Raw genomic sequence first — 21,331 nt, 5'->3', positions numbered from 1 at the left:
AGCGGCACACTGAGAAGAGTGACGGAATATGTACAACTTACCCGATGAACGCGGCCACTTCGGTCAATATGGCGGCGTGTTCGTCGCCGAGACGCTGATTCATGCGCTCGACGAACTGCGCAAAGCATACGAAAAGTACTCCAAAGACACGGACTTCATCGCCGAATACAATCGCGAACTGAAGTATTTCGTCGGTCGTCCTTCCCCCGTTTATCACGCGCAACGCTGGAGCGAACTGCTCGGCGGCGCGCAGGTTTATCTGAAGCGCGAAGACCTGAACCACACGGGCGCGCACAAGGTGAACAACGTGATCGGCCAGGCGCTGCTCGCGAAGCGCATGGGCAAGCCGCGCGTGATCGCAGAGACGGGTGCGGGCCAGCACGGCGTCGCAACTGCCACGATCGCGGCGCGCTTCGGCATGGAGTGCGTCGTGTACATGGGCGCCGAGGACGTGCGTCGCCAGGCTGCAAACGTCTACCGGATGAAACTGCTCGGCGCGACAGTCGTGCCCGTCGAATCGGGCTCGCGCACGCTGAAGGACGCGCTCAACGAAGCGATGCGCGACTGGGTGACGAACGTTGAAAACACGTTCTATATCATTGGCACGGTGGCCGGTCCGCATCCGTATCCGATGATGGTGCGCGACTTCCAGCGCGTGATCGGCGATGAATGCAAGGTGCAGATGCCCGAACTGACGGGACGCCAGCCGGATGCCGTGATCGCGTGCGTTGGCGGCGGTTCGAACGCGATGGGCATCTTTTACCCGTATGTTGAAGACACTTCCGTGAAGCTGATCGGCGTGGAAGCTGCCGGCGACGGCATCGATACGGGGCGCCACGCGGCATCGCTGATCGGCGGCAGCCCCGGCGTGCTGCACGGCAATCGCACGTATCTGCTGCAGGACGAGAACGGCCAGATCATCGAGACGCATTCGGTGTCTGCGGGCCTCGACTATCCGGGCGTCGGTCCTGAGCACGCGTGGCTCAAGGACAGCGGCCGCGCGGAGTACGTCGGCATCACCGACGAAGAGGCGCTCAAGGCGTTCCACGACTGCTGCCGCATCGAAGGCATCATTCCCGCGCTGGAGTCGAGCCACGCGCTCGCATACGCGGCGAAGCTCGCGCCGACGCTGCCGAAGGACAAAATCCTTCTGGTGAACCTGTCGGGCCGGGGCGACAAGGACATGCACACGGTCGCCGAGCGATCGGGCATCCAGTTCTGAGCGCCCCGACGATGCGCGACGAGTTCGAGGAGCCGCAGCCGCCCGCGCTGAACGGCGACGCTGAAGCAGGCGTCGCCGAGTCGTTTCATCAGGCGGACACTGCATCGCTGCTGCCGCTACCGGCTGGCATCGAGCTTCTGAACCGCGATTTTCTGACCGAGGCAGCGAATCTGCCGGATGGCTCGATCGATCTGATCGTTGCCGATCCGCCGTATGGTTTGGGCAAGGACTATGGCAACGATTCGGACATGCGCACGGGCGAGGATTTTCTCGCCTGGACGCGTGGCTGGCTCGATCTCGCCATTCCGAAGCTCAAGCCGTCGGGTTCGCTGTACATCTTCTGCACGTGGCAGTACGCGCCGGAAATCTTCGTGTTTCTGAAGAGCCGGCTCACGATGGTCAACGAGATCATCTGGGACCGGCGCGTGCCGAGCATGGGTGGCACGACACGCCGCTTTACGTCCGTGCACGACAACATCGGTTACTTCGCGATGTCGAAAGACTATTATTTCGACCTCGATCCCGTCCGCATCCCGTACGATGCCGCCACGAAGAAGGCGCGTTCGCGCAAGTTGTTCGAAGGCAGCAAGTGGCTGGAACTCGGCTACAACCCGAAGGACGTCTGGTCGGTCTCGCGCCTGCATCGGCAGCACGCCGAGCGGGTCGCGCACCCGACACAGAAGCCGCTCGAAATCGTCGAGCGGATGGTGCTTGCGAGTTGTCCGCCGGGTGGCCGCGTGCTCGACCCGTTCATGGGAAGCGGCACGACGGCCGTCGCTTGCGCACGCCAGAAGCGCGAATTCGTCGGCTATGAGATCAATGAAAGTTACTGCGCAATCGCGCGAGAACGCGTCAGTTTGGCGGCGAATCCGCCCGAGCCCGTTTCTCGCGGCAAGGCAATCGTCGCCGATCCGGCGGCCTGAGCCAAACCCGCAGTAATCGACTTCGAGAAAATTCCATGTCCCGTATTCAATCGACGTTTGCGGCTCTGGCCGCGCAGGGCAAGAAAGGCCTGATCCCGTTCATCACCGCCGGCGACCCGGACCCGGCGCGCACCGTCGAGTTCATGCACGCGCTCGCCAAGGGCGGCGCGGATGTCATCGAGCTTGGCGTGCCGTTCTCCGACCCGATGGCAGACGGCCCTGTGATCCAGCAGTCGTCGGAGCGCGCGCTGGCAAAGGGCGTATCGCTGAAGCACGTGCTCGCCGACGTAAAGCGCTTCCGCGAAACCGACGACACGACGCCCGTCGTGCTGATGGGCTACGCAAACCCCATCGAGCGCATGGGCGCCGACGCGTTCGCAGCGGCAGCGAAGGAAGCGGGCGTCGACGGCGTGCTGGTCGTCGACTATCCGCCGGAAGAATCGGCTAACTTCGCCGAAAAGATGAAGGCGGCCGGGATCGATCCGATTTTCTTGCTCGCGCCCACGTCGACGGACGAGCGCATCGCCGAGGTTGGTAAAATCGCGAGCGGTTACGTCTACTATGTATCGCTCAAGGGTGTGACGGGCGCTGCGAATCTGGACGTTTTGAGCATCGCGGGTAAAATCCCGGCCATCAAGTCGTGCGTGCCGCTGCCCGTAGGCGTCGGTTTCGGCATTCGCGACGCGCAGTCGGCGCGCGCGGTCGCCGAGGTTTCCGATGCCGTCGTGATCGGCAGCCGTATCGTGCAATTGCTCGAAGAAGCGGCACCCGAGTCCGCTGCCGGCAAGCTGGAGAATTTCATCACCGAGATTCGCCAGGCCATCGACAGCATCGGCGCGACTGCCTGATAAACAATAATTTTGTCGCAGTTACGCTGGCGGCGCGGACTGGACCGCGCCGCTATGCGTATCGCGAATCCTGGAAGGAATGACCATGAGCTGGCTCGACAAACTGTTGCCGCCGAAAATCAAGCAAACCGATCCGAAGAGCCGCAAGGGCATTCCGGAAGGGCTGTGGATCAAGTGCCCGTCGTGCGAAGCGGTGCTGTACCGCAACGATGTCGAGGCGAATCTGCACGTTTGCCCGAAGTGCGATCACCACATGCGGATCGGTGCGCGCGAACGGCTCGACGGCTTGCTCGACCCGGAAGGCCGCTATGAGATCGGCCAGGAAATCCTTCCCGTCGATGCGCTCAAGTTCAAGGACAGCCGCAAGTATCCGGATCGTCTGAAAGAGGCGATGGACGAGACGGATGAAACCGACGCGATGGTCGTGATGGGCGGCGCGATTCACACGCTGCCTGTCGTCGTCGCGTGCTTCGAGTTCGCGTTCATGGGCGGCTCGATGGGCTCCGTGGTCGGCGAGCGTTTCGCGCGTGGCGCGCAGAACGCGATCGAGCAGCACGTGCCGTTCGTCTGCTTCACCGCTTCGGGCGGCGCGCGGATGCAGGAAAGCCTGCTGTCGCTGATGCAGATGGCCAAGACCACGGCCATGCTGACCAAGCTCGCCGAAGCGAAGCTGCCGTTCATTTCCGTGCTGACCGATCCGACGATGGGCGGCGTGTCGGCGAGCTTTGCGTTCCTCGGCGACGTCGTGATCGCCGAGCCGAAGGCGCTGATCGGCTTCGCCGGCCCGCGCGTGATCGAGCAGACCGTGCGCGAAAAGCTGCCGGAAGGCTTCCAGCGCGCCGAATTCCTGCTGCAAAAGGGCGCGATCGACATGATCGTCGACCGCCGCAAGCTGCGCGAAGAACTGGCGAAAGTGATGGCGCTGCTGACGCGCCAGCCCGCCGACGCCGTCGCCTGAACGCTTGTCCACGCTAACGGCCGCGCAATTGAACCGCGCAGCCGGTAAGAAAAACCAACGCGCCGCGAGAGGTAATCAAGCGGCGCGTTGTCATTTCCAGGATAATTCCGGTCCGCACTTCAGTTTCATCCGATGACCACTTTCCCCACTCTCGACGCGTGGCTCGCCCATCTCGAATCCGCGCATCCCGTCGGCATCGACATGGGCTTGGCCCGCATCAGCCAGGTGCGCGACGCGCTGCAATTGTCGTTCGCGTGCCCGGTGATCACCGTCGGCGGAACGAACGGCAAGGGGTCGACGTGCGCGATTCTCGAGTCGATCCTGCTGCGCGCCGGCTATTCCGTCGGCTGCCACACGTCGCCGCATCTGCTCGCGTTCAACGAGCGCGCGCGGATCAACGGCCAGATGGCGACGGATGCCGAACTGCTGCCGCATTTCGAGGCCGTCGAGCAGGCGCGCCGGTCGCTGCCCCAGCCCGTCTCGCTGACGTATTTCGAGTTTACGACGCTCGCGATCATGCATCTGTTCGCGGAGCGCGGCCTCGACGTGGTGATTTTCGAAGTGGGGCTCGGCGGGCGCCTCGACGCCGTGAACATCCTCGATACCGATTGCGCGATCATCACGAGCATCGACATCGATCACACCGACTTTCTCGGTGATACGCGCGAAAAAATCGGCTTCGAGAAAGCGGGCATTTTCCGTCCGGGCAAGCCGGCCATCTGCGCCGATCCCGTTCCGCCGCCAACGCTCATCGAGCATGCCGAAAAGATCGGCGCTGACCTGTGGCTTTTCGGGCGCGACTTCCGCTACGAAGGCCAGGCGGGCAGCGAGCGGCAGCAGTGGAGTTACATCGGCCCGTCGATGCGCCGTTCCGCGCTCGCCTATCCGGCGCTGCGCGGCGCGAATCAGTTGATCAACACGTCGGCGGCGCTGGCGGGGCTGGAAGCGCTGCGCGATCGTCTGCCCGTGTCGGCGCAGGACATCCGGCTGGGTCTCGCCAACGTCGAATTGCCGGGACGCTTCCAGGTGCTGCCCGGCAAGCCTTCGATCGTGCTCGACGTCGGGCATAATCCGCATGCTGCTGCCGTGTTGGGCCAAAATCTCGGCAACATGGGCTATTTTCCGTACACTTACGCCGTATTTGGCTCCATGCGTGACAAGGACATCGCGGGCGTCGTGGCGCACCTGAAGGGCGAGATCGATCACTGGTGCGTGACCGATCTGCCTACGCCGCGCGCGGCGAGCGCCGAAGAACTGGAAACGGCGCTGCGCGACGCGGGCGTCGCCGATGGGCCGGACTCCACTGTCACGCGTTTTGCAACACCGGCAGAAGCTTTCCAGGATGCGCTAAAACGGGCATCCGACAATGATAGAATCGTCGTTTTCGGCAGTTTCTATACGGTTGCAGGCGTAATGACCTACCGTAAATCGCAGCAACACTGAACGCGCGGGCCTCGAACCAAGCCATTCATGGGTATTTTCTCGTTCGGCAAGAAAGACGACGCACCTACGCGGCGCGGCGCAAATTCAAGTTCCAGTCGCGGCAGTCGTGCCGAGCGCACTGAGCGGGTCGAACGGCGCAGCCGCCGCACGGACCGTTCCGGCGACGCCGATGCGATGATGCTCGACCCCACGCTTCCCGAGAAGCAGCGCGCGCGCCGGCGCCTGGTTGGCGCAATCGCGCTGGTGATCGCCGCCGTCGTGATCCTGCCGATGGTGCTTGACTCGCATCCGAAGCCCGTCACCGACGACATTTCCATCGACATTCCCAGCCGCCCGATCCCGAAGTCGCGCGCGGCAGACGACGCCGACACGCAAGCGGGCGTCGCGCCCGACAATCCCGCAGTGCCGGATGCGGCGCTGGCTGCGTCGGGCCTTGCGCGCGCCGCGTCGGGCACGGCGGCAACGGGTGCCGTCGCGTCGCAGCACGACAGCCGGAGCGCGCCGATCGACATGACGCCGGCGAAGCCGCAGGTGCCTTCCGTCGTCGCGAACAATACGCCGGCTCAGGCCACGAAGCCCGCTGTCAAACCGCAAGCTGAAGCGAAGCCGGCGGCAAAGCCGGAGCAGAAGGCGGAACAGAAACCCGCCGTCACGGATACCGCGCAAATTGCCGCGTCCGGCACCGAATCGGGCACGCCCGCGGCGCCTCCCGGCAACCGTTTCGCAGTGCAACTGGGCGCGTTCCAGGACGACGCCAGCGCGCACACTTGGGCAAGCAAGTTGAAAGCGGCGGGCGTGCCCGCATATACCGAGCGTCGCAAGCAGGCTGACGGCTCGACCCGAACCTTGTTGCGTGCCGGTCCGTTCGCGGACCGCGCGGCGGCGTCGGCGGCTATCGCGAAGGTGCGCGAGGCGGGCCTGACGTCGGGTGCGAACAACGGCGCCGCGCAGTAAGCCGGCGATGTTCACCGCATTCGACTACGCTGTAATGGCGGTGATCGGCCTGTCGGCGCTGCGCGGAGCGTGGCGTGGCTTTCTGTCCGAGGTGTTCGGGCTGATCGGCTGGGTCGTCGCGTTCCTGGTGGCGGCGCGCTTTGTTGGCCTGCTGGCGCCCTTCGTCCCGGCGAACTGGCCGGGCGGCGCGTTGACGCAGTGGCTGATCGCGTTCGCGGCCATCGTCATCGGCGTGATACTGGTGGCTAGCGTGGCGAATGCGTTGCTGAGCCGGCTGGTGCAGGTTTCCGGCCTGGGCGGCGTGGACCGCTCGGTTGGACTGATGTTCGGCCTCGTACGCGGGGTCATACTGGTGCTAATTCTGGTCGCCCTCGCTGGCTTGACCGAATTGCCCAAACAGGAATTCTGGCGCAACGCGCTGCTGCGGCCCTATGCCGTGCAGGGCGTTCGAGAGTTGAAGCCTCTGCTTCCCGAGACGCTCGCCGCCTACGTCCACGTGTAACGAAGCGTTGCACGCAACGGGACGAAGGCGGAAGAGAAGGCGGGCCGATGGATGAAGCAGTCAGAACCACGGCGCGCGCGGTTGCCTCCCCGGCACCGCCACTGATCGAATTTCGTACCCTTTGAAGGACATGCCATGTGCGGCATCGTAGGCGTAGTTTCCCAGTCTCCCGTCAACCAGCTGATCTATGACAGCCTGCTGCTCCTGCAGCACCGCGGTCAGGACGCAGCCGGCATCGCTACGGCGAACGGCAGCACATTCCACATGCACAAGGCCAACGGCATGGTGCGCGACGTGTTCCGCACGCGCAACATGCGCAGCCTGCCCGGCACGAGCGGTATCGGCCAGGTGCGCTACCCGACGGCGGGTTCCGCATCGAGCGAAGAAGAAGCCCAGCCGTTCTACGTGAATGCGCCGTTCGGCATCATCCTCGCGCACAACGGCAACCTCACGAACTGGCCGCAGCTGAAGGACGAGATGTACCGCGTCGATCGCCGCCACATCAACACGAACTCCGACACCGAAGTGCTGCTCAACGTGTTCGCGCACGAGCTGCAAACGGCGAGCTCGGGTCTGCAACTCGATCCGGCGGCGCTGTTCAAGGCCGTGTCGGGCGTGCATCGTCGCGTGCGCGGCTCGTACGCGATCGTGTCACTGGTTTCGGGCTATGGTTTGCTCGGCTTCCGCGACCCTTTCGGCATCCGTCCGCTGTGCATCGGCAAGCTGGAAACGGCGTCGGGCACGGAATGGATGCTGGCGTCGGAATCGGTGGCGATCGAAGGCATCGGTTTCGAATTCGTGCGCGACGTCGCGCCGGGTGAAGCCGTTTTCATCGACTTCGAAGGCAATTTCCACGCGCAGCAGTGCGCGACAAATCCGAGCCTGAACCCCTGCATCTTCGAACTCGTTTACCTCGCGCGTCCGGACTCGGTGCTCGACGGCGTGCCCGTCTACAACGCGCGTTTGCGCATGGGCGACTATCTGGCCGAGAAGATCCTGCGCGAACTGCCGAAGGACGTGAAGATCGACGTCGTGATGCCGATTCCCGACTCCTCGCGACCGGCGGCGATGCAGGTCGCGGCGAAGCTCGGCGTCGAATACCGCGAAGGCTTCTTTAAGAACCGTTATGTGGGCCGTACCTTCATCATGCCGGGTCAGGCGGTGCGCAAGAAATCGGTGCGCCAGAAGCTGAACGCGATGGGCATCGAGTTCAAGGGCAAGAACGTGCTGATCGTCGACGATTCGATCGTGCGCGGCACTACTTCGCACGAAATCGTGCAGATGGCGCGCGATGCGGGCGCGAATAAGGTGATCTTCGCGTCCGCGGCGCCGCCCGTGAAGTACCCGAACGTCTACGGCATCGACATGCCGACGCGCGGCGAACTCGTCGCGCACGGCCGTTCGGACGAAGAAGTGGCGCGGCTGATCGGCGCCGATTTCCTCGTTTACCAGGACGTCGATGCGCTGAAGAGCGCGGTGCGCGACATCAACCCGGCGCTGAAGGAATTCGAAGCATCGTGCTTCGATGGCAACTACATCACCGGCGACGTGACGACCGAGTATCTCGACCGCATCGAATCCGCGCGCCTCGCGCCGTCCGCGCAATCGGACCGCGACGCAGCGAGCGAAGCCCTCGAAGGCGGCACCGCGCGATCGCAATTGCATCTGCAACTGTCGATGGAGTAAATCGCGGCAGGCGCGCGTGATTGGGCGTCATCGAGTCTCGCGCGCCGTGTTTCGGTCCCGAAGGGCGCAATGCAGTGTTACGATCGGGTCTTGCGTCGATTTGATCTCAGCTTGCGGACGCGGGGAAACCCGAAACAGCTAAAGCGAACGATGGGGCCAGCAGCACAGCCATCGACGCTCACAGCATCTCCGTACACGAAGCCCGCTTATGCCGACGCAAAGCGGGCTTTTTTGTTGCTCTCGCGTGCGCGAACCCTGGCGGAAGCTGGGAAGCGCATTCGGCCTGGAAAAAACGGAACAGAACGAACATGGACGACTCCCTCAATTTCGACACTCTCGCAGTCCGCTCGGGCACGTTGCGCAGCGATTTCGGCGAGCATTCCGAGGCAATCTTTCTGACGTCGAGCTTCGTCTTTGCGAGCGCCGCCGAAGCCGCCGAGCGCTTCAAGAAATCCGAAGACTATTACACGTACTCGCGCTTCACGAACCCGACGGTCACGATGTTCCAGGATCGTCTCGCGGCGCTCGAAGGCGGCGAGGCGTGCATGGCGACGGCGTCGGGGATGGCCGCCATCATGTCGGTGGTGATGTCGGCGATGCAGGCGGGCGACCATCTCGTCAGCTCGCAGAGCCTGTTCGGGTCGACGCTCGGCATGTTCTCGCAGATCTTCAGCAAGTTCGGCATCACGACGACCTTCGTCGATCCGACCGATCTCGAAGCGTGGAAAAACGCCGTGCGTCCCGAGACGAAGATGTTCTTCCTCGAAACGCCGTCGAATCCGCTGACCGAAATCGCCGACATCGAAGCGATCAGCAAGATCGCGAAGTCCGCGAATGCGCTGTTCGTCGTCGACAACTGTTTTTGCAGCCCCGCGCTGCAACAGCCGCTGAAGCTCGGCGCCGATGTCGTGATGCACTCGGCGACCAAGTTCCTCGATGGCCAGGGCCGCGTGCTCGGCGGCGCGCTGGTCGGCTCGAAGCAGTTCATCATGGAAAAGGTGTTTCCGTTCGTGCGCAGCGCGGGCCCGACGCTGTCCGCGTTCAACGCGTGGATTCTGCTGAAGGGCATGGAGACGCTGTCGCTGCGCGTCGAGCGCCAGTCGGCGAATGCGCTCGAAATCGCGCGCTGGCTCGACGCGCATCCCGCCGTGCGCCGCGTGTTCTATCCGGGCCTCGAATCGCATCCGCAGTACGAGATCGCGAAGCGTCAGCAGAAGGCGGGCGGCGCGATCGTCTCGTTAGAAGTGAAGGGCGACACGGCCGAGCAGATGCGCGAGAACGCATGGCGCGTGATCGACAGCACGAAGATCTGCTCGATCACGGGCAACCTCGGCGATACGCGTACGACGATCACGCATCCCGCCACGACGACGCACGGCCGCATCGCGCCCGAGGCGCGTGCGGCGGCGGGCATCACGGAAGGGCTGATCCGCCTCGCCGTGGGTCTGGAGAATGCCGACGACATCCGCGACGATCTGGCGCGCGGCCTCATCGGCTGATCGTCTGAAGAGAGCCGGGCGCGCGCACGCGTCCGGTTCGTCGTGTGAAGGGAAAGTTCAGTGCAGCAGCGCCCGCCACTGGCCGGGTGCCATGCCGAAACGCCGCGTGAACGCATGCGTGTATGCGCTCTGATCGCCGAAGCCCACTTCGAGCGCCACATCCGTCAGCGAACGGCGCGGATCGGCAAGCAGCGTGACCGAGGTATCCAGCCTCAGACGCTGCAAATAGCGATGTGGCGTTTCGCCGAACGCCTCGATGAACAGCTGATGAAAGCGCCGCATGCCGAAGCCGCAATGCGTGGCGAGATCGGTGATGCGCAGCGGTTCTGACAGGTGAGCACGCAGCCAGCCGTCGATGCGCGCAAAGTCGAGGCCCGCGCCGGGCGCAGCATCCGCGATCCCCGTCTCTTCGACGATCGCCGCGCACAGACGCGCCGCCGCATCCCAGTTGAAGCGCCGCCACGCGGCATCGCCGTCGATATGGCCCGTCGCGCGGCCCGCGATGTGTGAAGCCAGTTGCGTGAGCGATGCATCGATCGCCATCGCGCGCGCCTTGTCGAACAGCCGCCGCGGCACGGCAACCGACGACGCGGGCAGATCGAGCACGAGCTGCCGGTTCTCGCCGACGCCTGCGTAATCGTGCCGCGAGCCCGCCGGGATGAGCCACGCGGACGTGCTGTCGATCTCGCGCGCGACGCCGTCGACGGCCATCACCATCGAGCCGTCGAGACCGAGCACGATCTGATGAAAGTCGTGCACGTCCGACGCTTCCACCGCGCCGTAACGGCGCAGGGAAACGCTGGGCGCGTCGTTGGCGGCGTGGCTCATCTCAGGACGTCGAAATCAAAAAATCAAAAGCGAGGAACGCTCAGATGTCGAGCAATTCGACTTCGAACACGAGCGTCGCATTCGGCGGAATCACGCCGCCCGCGCCGCGCACGCCGTAGCCGAGTTGCGGCGGGATGGTCAGCTTGCGCACGCCGCCGACCTTCATGCCCTGCACGCCTTCGTCCCAGCCCTTGATGACCATGCCGCCGCCCAGCACGAACGCGAACGGGTCATTGCGGTCCTTGCTCGAATCGAACTTCTGGCCGTCCGTGAGCCAGCCGGTGTAGTGCACGCTGACGGTCTGGCCGGCCTTCGCTTCGGCGCCCGTGCCTTCCTTCAGGTCTTCGTATTTGAGGCCCGAGGCGGTGGTGACAGTGGTCATGCGATGCTCCTTTGATAATCGTTCGAAACCGTTATTGTAGGCGTGTCGGCGTACTGTCGTGAGGATCGTCCGAACGGGATCGTCCGAACGGCCAAGCCTATAATGACCAGACCGCAACCGATGATGAACCGCCAACGAGGATGTCGATCGTGACCACGTCTACACCGTCTTCTTCCGGCAGCAACCAGGGGATGCACGCCACCGCCGATCGCACCGCGCGGCGCTGCGCCGAAACGGCGCTCTTCATGCGCGATCATGTGCTTTCCCTCGTCTCTCACGATCTGCGCAGCCCGTTGAACGCGATTCATAGCTGGGCATATGTGCTCGACCGCAAGATCGACACGAGCGACGCCACTGCGCAACGCGCGCTCGAAGGGATTCGCAACGGCGTCGATCAGCAGGTGAAGCTGCTCGAATCGATCGTCGATACGACGCGCGCCGAAACGAGGACGCTCGCGTTGAACCGCGCGCCGTTTGCGTTGCGGCCGCTCGTCGACGAAACGGTCGGCGACGTGCGCGACGCACTCGCCGCGCAGCGCAACGTCGCGCTCGAACTCGATGCGACCGTCGATGCGCAGCAACTGGATGGCGATCGCGAGCGGCTCGCTGCCGCGCTGTGGCTGCTCGTCACGTTCGCCGTCGAAGCGAGCGCGAGCGGCGCGACGGTCGCGCTCGCTGCGCGTGTCGATGCGTCGACATTCGAGGCCACCGTCACGTGGCCGCACACATCCGCCGCGTTGACGGATGCCGGGCTGCCGCACGTGCTCGAAAAGTTCGCGCGCGAGCAAGCGACGCACCCGCGCGAAGCCGGCCGCATCTCGTGGGTGCTGGGTTTGTGCAAGCGTGTCGCCGAAGCGCACGACGGCGCATTCGAGCAGGGCGAATGGATCGAAGGCCAGCCGGCGACGCTCAAGCTGCGCGTGCCGCTCGCAGGCGCATGACGGCACGCGCGATGCACCGATGACCTGGCCGGATGGCTAATCGATGAGCGACACGCTCTTTCACACGTCTTTCGCGCTCTATACTGACGGCTTTTGTTGCCGGAGTTGTCCGCTTTGATCCAGGTCGTCGCGCTCGTTGGCGCGTTGTTGCTCGTTGCCCTCAACGGTTTCTTTGTCGCCGCCGAATTCGGTCTCGTGAAGCTGCGGCAGACGCGCGTGCAAACGCTCGCCGCGCAGCATGGCTTGCGCGGCAAGCTGCTCGCGAAAGTGCATGGCCGGCTGGATGCGTATCTGTCGGCGTGTCAGCTGGGCATCACGCTCGCGTCGCTGGGACTCGGCTGGATCGGCGAGCCCGCCTTCGCGGAACTGCTCAACCCGCTTTTCCGCTTGTTCGGCATCGAGTCCGAGCAGTTGATACACGGCATCTCGCTGTTCTTCGCGTTCTCGTGCATTTCGTTTCTGCACATCGTCGTCGGCGAACTGGCGCCGAAGTCGCTCGCGATCCGTCAGTCCGAGCAGATTGCGCTGTGGGTCGCGATACCGCTGTACGGTTTTTACTGGGCGATGTATCCCGCGATCTGGCTGCTCAACACGAGTGCGAATGCCGTGCTGCGCGTCGCGGGATTGTCGGCCGATCACGGCGGCGACACGCACTACTCGACGGAAGAACTCAAGTTGATTCTGCGCGGCCGCCACGCGAGCGTCGCGAACGGACTCGACGCGCCGAAGGACGCCTATTCGCAAGACGAGTGGAACACGATCGCGCATTCGCTCGACTTCTCGCGGATGACCGTGTCCGACCTGATGCGGCCCGCGCACGAACTCGTGAGCCTGCGCCGCGATTTGCCGTGGCGCGAGAACATGCAGATCGTCGCGCGCCATCGTTTCAGCCGCTATCCGTTGCTCGAAGATGCGACGGGCGAGCGCGTCGCGGGCACGATACATCTGAAGGACCTGCTGCTCGCGCGTCACGCGGGCAGCACGCTCGACGATCTGTCGCACTACGTGCGTCCCGTGCAGTACGTGAAGCCCAACATGCCCGCGCTCGAACTGTTCCGGCGCTTTCGCAAGGGCGCGCCGCATCTTGCGCTCGTCGGGCAGAAGAACGCGAAGCCGATCGGCTTTCTCACGCTCGACAATCTGCTGGGCGCACTGGTCGGCCAGATTCACGACGAGTTCCGTCAAGGCGACGCCGACTGGACGCGCATGGACGACGGCACGCTGATGGGCAAGGGCAGCTTGCCCGTGGTGTCGCTGGAGCGCGCGTTGGGTATCGACATCGACGAAGGCCGCGCGGAATCCGTCGGCGGCCTCGTGATCAACGCGCTCGGCGATCTGCCTGAAGAAGGGCAGCGTATCGAATTCGACCGCTTCGATGTCGTCGTGAAGAAGATGAAGGGCCCGCGTATCGTGCTGGTGCGCGTATATCCGAAGACGTTCGATGACGAAGGCGGTTAGCCCCGGGAGCCCGCCGTGACACGCAATCCATACGAAGAGCACAGATGGTCGCCACGTGATCGGGACATCTGGCAGGTCCTTACAGGATGTTGAAGACGCGGACATGGTCGGTAAGAACCGTACCTTCGTCGTGGCGGGCCGACAAGCTGTCCGAGCCGACTTCTATCCGTTAGGGCAGCACCCGTTGGTATTACTGGCGCGATGACGCGGGAAAATACGCACGGTTAAGGTTCGCCACGAAGATAAGGCCGGATAGAACTGGCCGCGACTTCTTTGCAAATCAAGCGTATGTCCAGACCAATATTAGGCATGAGATCAAGCTTGATTAAGCCATTCGGCTCTTTGGATAAGGAAATATCCATTATCGACGCTTTTTCGAGCATGGCGTCTACGTCGATTTCGGAGCTTCTGATATCCAGAAATTCCAGCACAACCAGAAAGTCGGGACCCCCGTCGCTGCCAAGCGGTCCATAACGGTTATGTAGTACTTCAAGCTCAAGACCAAGCAGATCGCGCGAGCGACCATCCGGTAAAGGCTTGCCCTCCACACTTTCATACGATCGTCTATTTCGCTGCATGCAAAATGTTCTGACGGCTGAGTCATGAAATGACGGGTACTCCCCGAATACTTTAATCAGCAAACTATTGTTTTTTGCATGCTCCCAACCCCATGTTTTATTCTGGCCGTTCATTAATCCTCCATCGCTCTTACGCTTCACCGGCAATTGATCGGCGATAGGATGGATCGATACCCCGCTTGTACGTGTGCAATAGTTGGATAGCCCCATGCCGAATTCTGTGGCCCTTTCCCATCCCCTTCGATCCGTCGACGGGTCATTCTGCGGGTGGTTTCACGGGCGACCAGTTCATCGGTTCTATCGTGGTGATTTCAAGGCGAGAGCGCAATTCCGGATTGCCGGCTGCGAACTGGAGAAAGGCCATCGCCCCCAAGAGACGGGCGTGTTCGTCTGTAATAGGCTCGCTCTGTGATTCTGGCTCTACGGTATGGATGACGGCGCGATCAATCGCGGTCTGGACACGGCTTCTGAGCGTAACGCATGTCTTGAAGGTTCGTGTTTCATCATCGTAAAAAGTGATCATCGCGGCGGGGTATTTGCTCATTTCAGTGTCCTCTGCATGCTTGGTAGTTGGTGAAAGCGTCGTGGGTGCACTGCATGTAGTCCCGATAGTTTTTGCCGCCGAGCAGGGCACGTCTCACGCCGCACTGTTCCATTTCTCGTTCGTAGGCCGCGAAACATTCTGCCTCCTGCTCCTCGCTGACTCCGCGCGCGGCCATCGTCAACACATTATCGCTGTCCAGAGAGTCGCCTAGATCGAACGGCTGCGCATCGCCCAGCGGCGTCGACGTGTCGTCGCTGCTATCGACTATGTATTCGGCGAGCGCGTCGACAGTGCCTTCATCCTCATCTAAATCATCACCAAGCGTAGCTACGGCCGCTGCTTCCGCTACATCCCCCAGGTCGAAGCCGTCGCCACTATAGGCAGCACTGGCAGCCATCGCGGCGCGCGCGGCCTTCAACTGTGCCTCCTGTGTAGACGGATCGTATGGTCCCCTCAGGACCGGTTTGCCGTTCCATACCAACGGCCCCGGCCCCGCATTCCTGAAGGCGGCCCACACTGTGCCGCCACTGCTGCCGAACCCGCCTCCGCCCGATGTCGACAGCCACCGCAGCGGGGCGGGCGTAGGCCGAAACGTCATCGGAAGCGAGCGCCAGTCACGGTTGACGACGGGCACGAGCAGTCCGTCGCGGACAGCCTGTTTGAGGGCGCGCTCGATGCCGGCGTTGTCGGTCGGCAGGTTCCAGTGGACGACGTTCAGGTGATCGCTCAGAAACGAGCAGATCGCGTTGATATCAGTGCGCATCAGCGATCTGAAGTCGTAGCTGGGCCGAAAATAACGGTCGAAGGTGCGCTTGTCATCTTCGATTTCGCGCTCCCGCTCCCGGCGTTTATCCCAGTCGGCGAAGGCGTCCCAGTATCCACTAGAGAGGTTGTAGAACTCCCTGGCGAGCACGAGCGTGCATTGCCACGTCCCGATATCCAGCGGGACCTGAAGGCTGTTGTAGCTTATACGCACGACTCTCCTCCATCGCAGTGATTGTTCGCACCAATCCTAGCGATGGCATGCAGAGCAGTTGTCACATTGCGTCAAGGCACGCGTAATCCTCGTCAGTTCATGTGTGATTTGCGCGGGGAACCGCGAAATGCCAAGACCCACAAAATGAAAGCCCGCGGGAGGGCTTTCACCGTCACACAGATTCCAAACTTTAGACATTGCCGTCCATAAACGTTGCTCGCCGCGCCCGCGCTCACACGCGCGGCACCCCATCCTCAACGAGCACGGCAACGGGCATCGTCGTCAGCGCATCGCGCAGATAGAGCAGCCCCGTATCCTCGACCTTTGGTGCGGCGGGGCTCACCCAGTCGAACAGCGCGCGCGCAAAGAGTTCTTCGGGCATCTGCGCGGCCGTGTCCTCCCAGCTGATCGGATCGACGAGCGGCACGTCGCTGTTTTTATCGATCAGCGCCGTCGACAGACGCGTCGCGATCACCACCGCCCAGCAATTGCCATGACGCCGCGCGAACGCGATCACGCGGTCCGCGTGCCGGCCTTGCACCGTCAGCGGCAGATAGGTGCCCTTGCTGAGCAGTTCCGGCATCTGCACGCGCAACGCGAGCATGCGCTGGATGATGGCGAGCTTCACGCGGCCATCGCGCCAGTTCGCCAGATACGCGGAAGGCGGCGCTTCCGCGAGCATCGCTTGCCGCTGCGCGAAATCGACGGGCCGGCGGTTGTCGGGATCGACGAGACTGAAGTCCCATAGCTCCGTCCCCTGATACAGATCGGGCACGCCCGGCGACGCGAGGCGCAGCACCGTCTGCTGCAAGCTGTTCACGACACCCGCGTGGCCGATACGCTCAACGAATGCGCACAGCTCGCGCAGAAAGCCGTCGCGGCGCTGCGGCGCGAGAATGTCGAACAGGAACTCGCGGCAGCCGTTCTCGAACGCTTCATCGGGCGCGAGCCACGTCGTGCGCAGTTTCGCTTCGCGCAGCGCCTTCAATTGCCATTGCGCGACCCGTTCGGCGAGCGCCTTGATGCCCGCGTCGTCGTCGGGCGACAGACCCGGTGGCCAGCAGCCGACCAATGTCTGATACAGCATCGCCTCGGCGGCGTGACCGGGCGCCCAGTCGCCGCCATTGCCGTTCAGCGCACGGCGATGCGGCGTGTTCAGCGTCGTCCACGCGCGCAGCGTCGCGATCCACTCGTCGGCGATTTCGCTCACCACGGCGAGCCGCGCGCGCATGTCCTCACCGCGCTTGTGATCGTGCGTGGCCGTCGCGAGCATCGCGTGAGGAAAGCGCCGCGCGCGCTCCTGATTGCCTGCATGAAACTGCTCGACCGACAGCGCGAACTCGCCCGGATCGGCGCCCACTTCGCAGCGCGACAGCAGACGCCCATAGCGATAGCAGGCGGTATCTTCGATCGCCTTCGCGGCGACGGGCGCCGTCAGTTGCGAAAAAAGCGTCTGCACCGTGCGGCGCGCCGACGCCGTGTGATTGAACGCGCCGGGATTGCTCTGCTGCGCCTGTTGCGACTGTGAGGACTGCTGAGACTGTGACGACTGTTGCGACTGTGACGACTGTTGCGACTGCTGCGAAGCAGAACGTCCGTTGCCGTTCTCGTCCGTGCCGCTGCCGAGCCACGCGTCGACCTGCGCCAGCACGCCACGATCGGCGCGCGACAGCGTTTGCTTCGCGGCGTCGAGCGCGATGTCGAAGTACGCGTTGTCGGCGCTGCTGCGCAAGCCGTTTTGCGGATAGATGCGATAGACGGGGAAGTGCGCCGCGAGTTCGTTCGTCACGCGGCGGATCGCGGTGTACGTGAAGTCGCGCGTGGTCAGGTTGTCGCGTGCAATCCGATGCAGCGCGCGCGCCGCGCGGTCCAGTTCGGCGGGCAGATTTTCCGCGAGTATCTGGCGGCGCGCGGGCGGCGCTTCGTCGGCGAAGTTCGCGGGGCGGCCGCTCAGTTCGGCCCACGCGTTCGCGAGCGGCGCGGCGCCCGCCGGATCGTGCAGCAGCGCGCCGACGTCGTTCATGAAGTCATAGCCCGTCGTGCCGTCGACGGGCCAGTCGTCGCGCAGCGTTTCGCCGCGTCCGAGAATTTTTTCGACGACGATATACGGCGTCGTGCCCTCGCGCAGCTCCGAGAGCCGCTGACGCAGCCGCTGCGTGTATTCGCGCGGCTCCGCGAGCCCGTCGACATGATCGACGCGCACGCCGTCGATCGCGCCCTCCGCATAGAGACGGAAGATCAGCGCGTGCACGGCGTCGAACACTTCGGGGCGCTCGACGCGCACGGCCGCGAGCGAGCTGATATCGAAGAAGCGCCGCCAGTTCACTTCGTCCGATGCCGTGCGCCACCATGCGAGCCGGAAGTGCTGCCGCTCGAGCAGCCGGTGCAGACGGTCGCGCGTGACGGGCTCGTGCGGCGAATACGTTTCGAGCACGAACTCGATCGCCGACGCGCCGTTCTGCCGCACGAACTCGACGAGCGCTTCGCGGCCTTCGACGGCGCGTGGCTGATCGGAGGGCTGCGTCGTGACGGGAGCGAAACGCTCGGCGAGCGCGCTCAGGTCGGCGCGATCCGCCGACTGCAAGATCGCCGCGTAGTCGACGGGACACACGGGGCATGTGTGCTCGCCATACGCGATATCGAAGCGGCCGCTATCGGCATCGAAGCGCAGCGCAATGCGTCCCGCCGTCAGCTCTTCGCCGTAGGCCCCGCCGAGCACGGGCATCAGCACCTTGCCGCGCAGCGCGGGATCGGGCGAGTGCCAGTCGACGTCGAAATAGCGCGCATAGGCGCTGTGCCGGCCCCATTCGAGGATGTCCCGCCACCATGCGTTGTGCCGGCTCACGCCCATGTGATTCGGCACGATGTCGACGATCAGGCCCATGCCGCGTTCGTGCAGCTTGTCGGCGAGACGCCGCAGGCCGTTTTCGCCGCCGCATTCGGCGCTGACCTGGCTGTAGTCGACGGTGTCGTAGCCGTGCATCGAGCCGGGCGTCGCCGTCGTGACGGGGGATGCGTACAGGTGGCTCACGCCGAGCGTGGCGAAGTAGTCGACGCGCGCGAGCGCATCGTCGAATGTAAAGCCGCGATGGAACTGGAGTCGGAGCGTGGCGCGCGGAACAGTCATGGCGTATCGGACAACGAAGAAGCTGAGGTTGGATCGGTGCGGGCCCGCTCGATCGCAAGCAGGCGGTCGCAAAACGTTTCATCGGCGAAGAGCGCTTCGACGGGCTGCATCACGCGGCGGCGCCAGTTCGGATGCTCGTCGATCGAGCCGGGCAGATTCGGCTGGTCCGCGAGACCGAGCAGGTCTTCGAGCGGATACGTGACGAGCGGCGAAGGCGTGACGGCGACGAACGCGAGCGCTTCGTCGACGGGCGCATCGTCGGGCGGCGGGGCAGCGACATCGTGTGGCGCGATGCCCGCCTTCTGGAACGCCTGCCACAACGCGGCGCGGTCGTCGGCGCGTTTGGCCTGAGCGAGCGCGACGGGGTCGCGGCCATCGGCGCGCGGGGCCGTCTGCCCGACGCGATGGCGCCACACGATATCTTCGCCGCGCCACCAGCCGGTGACGGTCGGCAGATCGTGCGTGGTGGTCGTCGCGACGGCATGGCGGTCCCACTCGGCTGGCCGCTTGAAGCCGCTGCCGTCCTTCGTGCGCTCGAACCACAGCACGCGGATGCCCGCGAGCCCGCGCTCCGTCAGCCGCTCGCGCAAGCCGGGCGGCACGGTGCCCAGGTCCTCGCCGATCACGATCGCGCGATGCCGCCACGATTCGAGCGCAATCAGCCGCAGCATGTCTTCGAGCGGATAGCGCAGATACGCGCCGTTCTTCGCGGACTCGCCTTCGGGCACGAGCCACAGCCGCCGCAAGCCGAGGATGTGATCGATGCGGATGCCGCCCGCGTGCGCGAATGCCGTGCGCAGCATGTCGATGAACGCCGAGAAGCCCTGGTTGCGCATCGCGCGCGGCGAGAACGTCGTAAGGCCCCATGCCTGGCCCGCCTGGTTGAACAGGTCGGGCGGCGCGCCGACGGACACGCCTTGCAGCATGTCGTCGCGATACGACCATGCGTGAGAGCCCGCGCTGTCGCAGCCGACGGCGAGATCCGCGATCAGGCCGACGGCCATGCCCGCGTCGCGCGCCGCGTGCTGTGCGTGCGACACGCCCTTCGCGGCGAGCCATTGCAGGAACAGATGAAACTCGACTTCATGTCGATGCTCATTCGCGAACGCCTCGACTTCGGGGCTGCGCGGGTCTTGCAGCGGCTCGGCCCACTTGCGCCAGTAGCCAACGCCTCCGTGCTGCAACTGGAATGCATGCAGCGCTTCGAAGCGCGCGTGGTCTTCGAGCGCGCGGCCGCCGCGCTCGCAGAAGCCGTGAAATTCGAGCGCGCGCGGCAGGTCCTGCGCGCGGTCGTTGGCGCAGAAGCGCTCGAACAGCACGCGCAGCACCTTGAGCTTCAGCGGGATCGCCGTCTTCCAGTCGATCAGGGGCAGCGGCTCCAGTTGCGTCCAGGCATCGGCGGCGCCTGCTGCATCCATTGCGGCTCGAGCGGCCTGCGCGCCGAACACGGCGGCGGGGTCGATATGCGTGACGTTCAGCCACAAACGCGACGACGGCGAATACGGACTGAAGCTTTTCGGCAGCGCGCTGAACATCGCATGTGTCGGGCTGATCGCGAGCGCATGCGCGCCGCGTTTCGCGCTTTCGATCGCGAGCGTCGCGAGCGCCGTGTAATCGCCGATGCCGCCGTCGCCGGTACGGCGCAAGCCGTAGATTTGCGCGGCGATGCCCCACAGCGGCGGCGGGCTCGCGTCGTCGCCGTGCATCGCGTGCCACGCATCGGCGACCGTGTAGCAGCGCGGGGGCGCGACGGCGAGCGTCATCCGGTGATCGTTGAGCACGAGCGTGTGATAGCCGGGCTCGTCGATCGGCGAGAGCAGCGCCGCTTCGCCTTTGGGCGCCGTGAAGCGGCCGTCGATCAGCGAGCCGCTTTCCAGTTCGATCCGGTAATGGCTGCCCGACTTGATCGAGGCCGCGGGCAGCGCGATGCCGCGTCCGCATTCGACCGTCATCAGCGGCGGCAGCTTGCGGCCGGACAATTCGGCTTCGAGCGCGGCCGTGCTCTGGCGGACCTGCGTGGCGCTCGCGCACGGCAGGCCCATGCGCTCGAGCAGCACGGCGAGCGTGCTGTCGGGCACGCGGTGCTTCTTGTGATGCGCGTCTTCCCATTCGACTTCGAAGCCAGCGCGCGCGGCGAGGCTGTCGAGGGGCAGGCCGGGGCGTCGGGTAGTGGTCAAGCGTGTCACTCCTGTGTCGACCAGAGTTGGCGCTTTAGCGCCTTACTCTGGTCCCATGCCGCAGTGTTCCAGGTTAGCGCTTTAGCGCTTACCTGGAGCTGTGCGGCGGTCGACCAGAGTTGGCGCTTTAGCACTTACTCCGGCCCCCATGCGGCAGTGTTCCAGGTTAGCGCTTTAGCGCTTACCTGGAGCTGTGCGGCGGTCGACCAGAGTTGGCGCTTTAGCACTTACTCCGGCCCCCATGCCGCAGTGTTCCAGGTTAGCGCTTTAGCGCTTACCTGGAGC

Annotated in this window: 18 protein-coding genes; 11 read left to right on the top strand and 7 right to left on the bottom strand. The window is 64.2% G+C overall.

The window, feature by feature from the left end:
- Nucleotides 1-28 precede the first annotated feature (28 nt).
- From trpB to AB4Y32_RS17230, 9 genes are all read left to right on the top strand, one after another.
- Nucleotides 29-1,222 carry a tryptophan synthase subunit beta gene (trpB, locus tag AB4Y32_RS17270; protein ID WP_368722502.1) on the top strand — a complete coding sequence of 398 codons (1,194 nt, stop codon included), beginning with the start codon at nt 29-31 and terminating at the stop codon, nt 1,220-1,222.
- Between the two features lie 11 nt (nt 1,223-1,233).
- Nucleotides 1,234-2,145, top strand: coding sequence for a site-specific DNA-methyltransferase (locus AB4Y32_RS17265; protein ID WP_368722501.1), 912 nt, complete (start codon nt 1,234-1,236; stop codon nt 2,143-2,145).
- A 35-nt stretch (nt 2,146-2,180) separates the two neighbouring features.
- On the top strand, nt 2,181-2,993 hold the full coding sequence (gene trpA, locus AB4Y32_RS17260) for a tryptophan synthase subunit alpha (RefSeq protein ID WP_368722500.1): 813 nt from the start codon (nt 2,181-2,183) through the stop codon (nt 2,991-2,993).
- 85 nt (nt 2,994-3,078) lie between these two features.
- Nucleotides 3,079-3,951 (top strand): acetyl-CoA carboxylase, carboxyltransferase subunit beta, encoded by an 873-nt coding sequence (accD, locus tag AB4Y32_RS17255; RefSeq protein WP_368722499.1) that lies wholly within the window; start codon nt 3,079-3,081, stop codon nt 3,949-3,951.
- A gap of 132 nt (nt 3,952-4,083) precedes the next feature.
- Nucleotides 4,084-5,394 carry a bifunctional tetrahydrofolate synthase/dihydrofolate synthase gene (folC, locus tag AB4Y32_RS17250; RefSeq protein ID WP_368722498.1) on the top strand — a complete coding sequence of 437 codons (1,311 nt, stop codon included), beginning with the start codon at nt 4,084-4,086 and terminating at the stop codon, nt 5,392-5,394.
- A gap of 27 nt (nt 5,395-5,421) precedes the next feature.
- Nucleotides 5,422-6,348 (top strand): SPOR domain-containing protein, encoded by a 927-nt coding sequence (locus AB4Y32_RS17245; RefSeq protein WP_368722497.1) that lies wholly within the window; start codon nt 5,422-5,424, stop codon nt 6,346-6,348.
- A gap of 7 nt (nt 6,349-6,355) precedes the next feature.
- Nucleotides 6,356-6,850, top strand: a complete 495-nt coding sequence (locus AB4Y32_RS17240) for a CvpA family protein (protein WP_368722496.1) — start codon at nt 6,356-6,358, stop codon at nt 6,848-6,850.
- Nucleotides 6,851-6,985: 135 nt separating this feature from the next.
- Nucleotides 6,986-8,536, top strand: a complete 1,551-nt coding sequence (gene purF / locus AB4Y32_RS17235) for an amidophosphoribosyltransferase (protein WP_368722495.1) — start codon at nt 6,986-6,988, stop codon at nt 8,534-8,536.
- 308 nt (nt 8,537-8,844) lie between these two features.
- The gene (locus AB4Y32_RS17230; RefSeq protein ID WP_368722494.1) at nt 8,845-10,035 is read left to right on the top strand and encodes an O-succinylhomoserine sulfhydrylase; all 1,191 of its coding nucleotides are present in this window, start codon (nt 8,845-8,847) and stop codon (nt 10,033-10,035) included.
- Nucleotides 10,036-10,092: 57 nt separating this feature from the next.
- Here AB4Y32_RS17230 and AB4Y32_RS17225 read toward each other — a convergent pair whose 3' ends face one another.
- Together AB4Y32_RS17225 and AB4Y32_RS17220 are read right to left on the bottom strand one after the other, a co-directional pair.
- Nucleotides 10,093-10,863: an AraC family transcriptional regulator gene (locus AB4Y32_RS17225; protein ID WP_368722493.1), complete on the bottom strand. Its 771-nt coding sequence runs from the start codon at nt 10,861-10,863 to the stop codon at nt 10,093-10,095.
- 40 nt (nt 10,864-10,903) lie between these two features.
- The gene (locus tag AB4Y32_RS17220) at nt 10,904-11,245 is read right to left on the bottom strand and encodes an FKBP-type peptidyl-prolyl cis-trans isomerase (protein WP_090871137.1); all 342 of its coding nucleotides are present in this window, start codon (nt 11,243-11,245) and stop codon (nt 10,904-10,906) included.
- Nucleotides 11,246-11,385: 140 nt separating this feature from the next.
- Between AB4Y32_RS17220 and AB4Y32_RS17215 the strand changes: the two genes are divergently transcribed.
- On the top strand, nt 11,386-12,186 hold the full coding sequence (locus AB4Y32_RS17215) for a sensor histidine kinase (RefSeq protein WP_368722492.1): 801 nt from the start codon (nt 11,386-11,388) through the stop codon (nt 12,184-12,186).
- A gap of 114 nt (nt 12,187-12,300) precedes the next feature.
- Nucleotides 12,301-13,644: a hemolysin family protein gene (locus tag AB4Y32_RS17210; RefSeq protein ID WP_368722491.1), complete on the top strand. Its 1,344-nt coding sequence runs from the start codon at nt 12,301-12,303 to the stop codon at nt 13,642-13,644.
- Between the two features lie 224 nt (nt 13,645-13,868).
- Here the strand turns inward: AB4Y32_RS17210 and AB4Y32_RS17205 are convergent, their stop codons facing one another.
- The 5 genes from AB4Y32_RS17205 to malQ form a co-directional block, all read right to left on the bottom strand.
- The gene (locus AB4Y32_RS17205; RefSeq protein WP_368722490.1) at nt 13,869-14,432 is read right to left on the bottom strand and encodes a hypothetical protein; all 564 of its coding nucleotides are present in this window, start codon (nt 14,430-14,432) and stop codon (nt 13,869-13,871) included.
- Nucleotides 14,433-14,478: 46 nt separating this feature from the next.
- Nucleotides 14,479-14,766 carry a hypothetical protein gene (locus AB4Y32_RS17200; protein WP_368722489.1) on the bottom strand — a complete coding sequence of 96 codons (288 nt, stop codon included), beginning with the start codon at nt 14,764-14,766 and terminating at the stop codon, nt 14,479-14,481.
- Nucleotide 14,767: 1 nt separating this feature from the next.
- On the bottom strand, nt 14,768-15,742 hold the full coding sequence (locus AB4Y32_RS17195; RefSeq protein WP_368722488.1) for a hypothetical protein: 975 nt from the start codon (nt 15,740-15,742) through the stop codon (nt 14,768-14,770).
- A 232-nt stretch (nt 15,743-15,974) separates the two neighbouring features.
- Nucleotides 15,975-18,869, bottom strand: a complete 2,895-nt coding sequence (gene treY, locus AB4Y32_RS17190; RefSeq protein ID WP_368722487.1) for a malto-oligosyltrehalose synthase — start codon at nt 18,867-18,869, stop codon at nt 15,975-15,977.
- The gene (gene malQ, locus AB4Y32_RS17185; protein ID WP_368722486.1) at nt 18,866-21,046 is read right to left on the bottom strand and encodes a 4-alpha-glucanotransferase; all 2,181 of its coding nucleotides are present in this window, start codon (nt 21,044-21,046) and stop codon (nt 18,866-18,868) included. Before malQ ends, treY begins: the two co-directional genes overlap by 4 nt.
- Nucleotides 21,047-21,331: the final 285 nt, after the last annotated feature.

It is taken from the genome of Paraburkholderia phymatum, from assembly GCF_040965635.1.
Lineage (GTDB): Bacteria > Pseudomonadota > Gammaproteobacteria > Burkholderiales > Burkholderiaceae > Paraburkholderia > Paraburkholderia phymatum_B.
The sequence above is the reverse complement of the archived record's forward strand: the minus strand, read 5'-3'. Positions and strand labels throughout refer to the sequence as shown.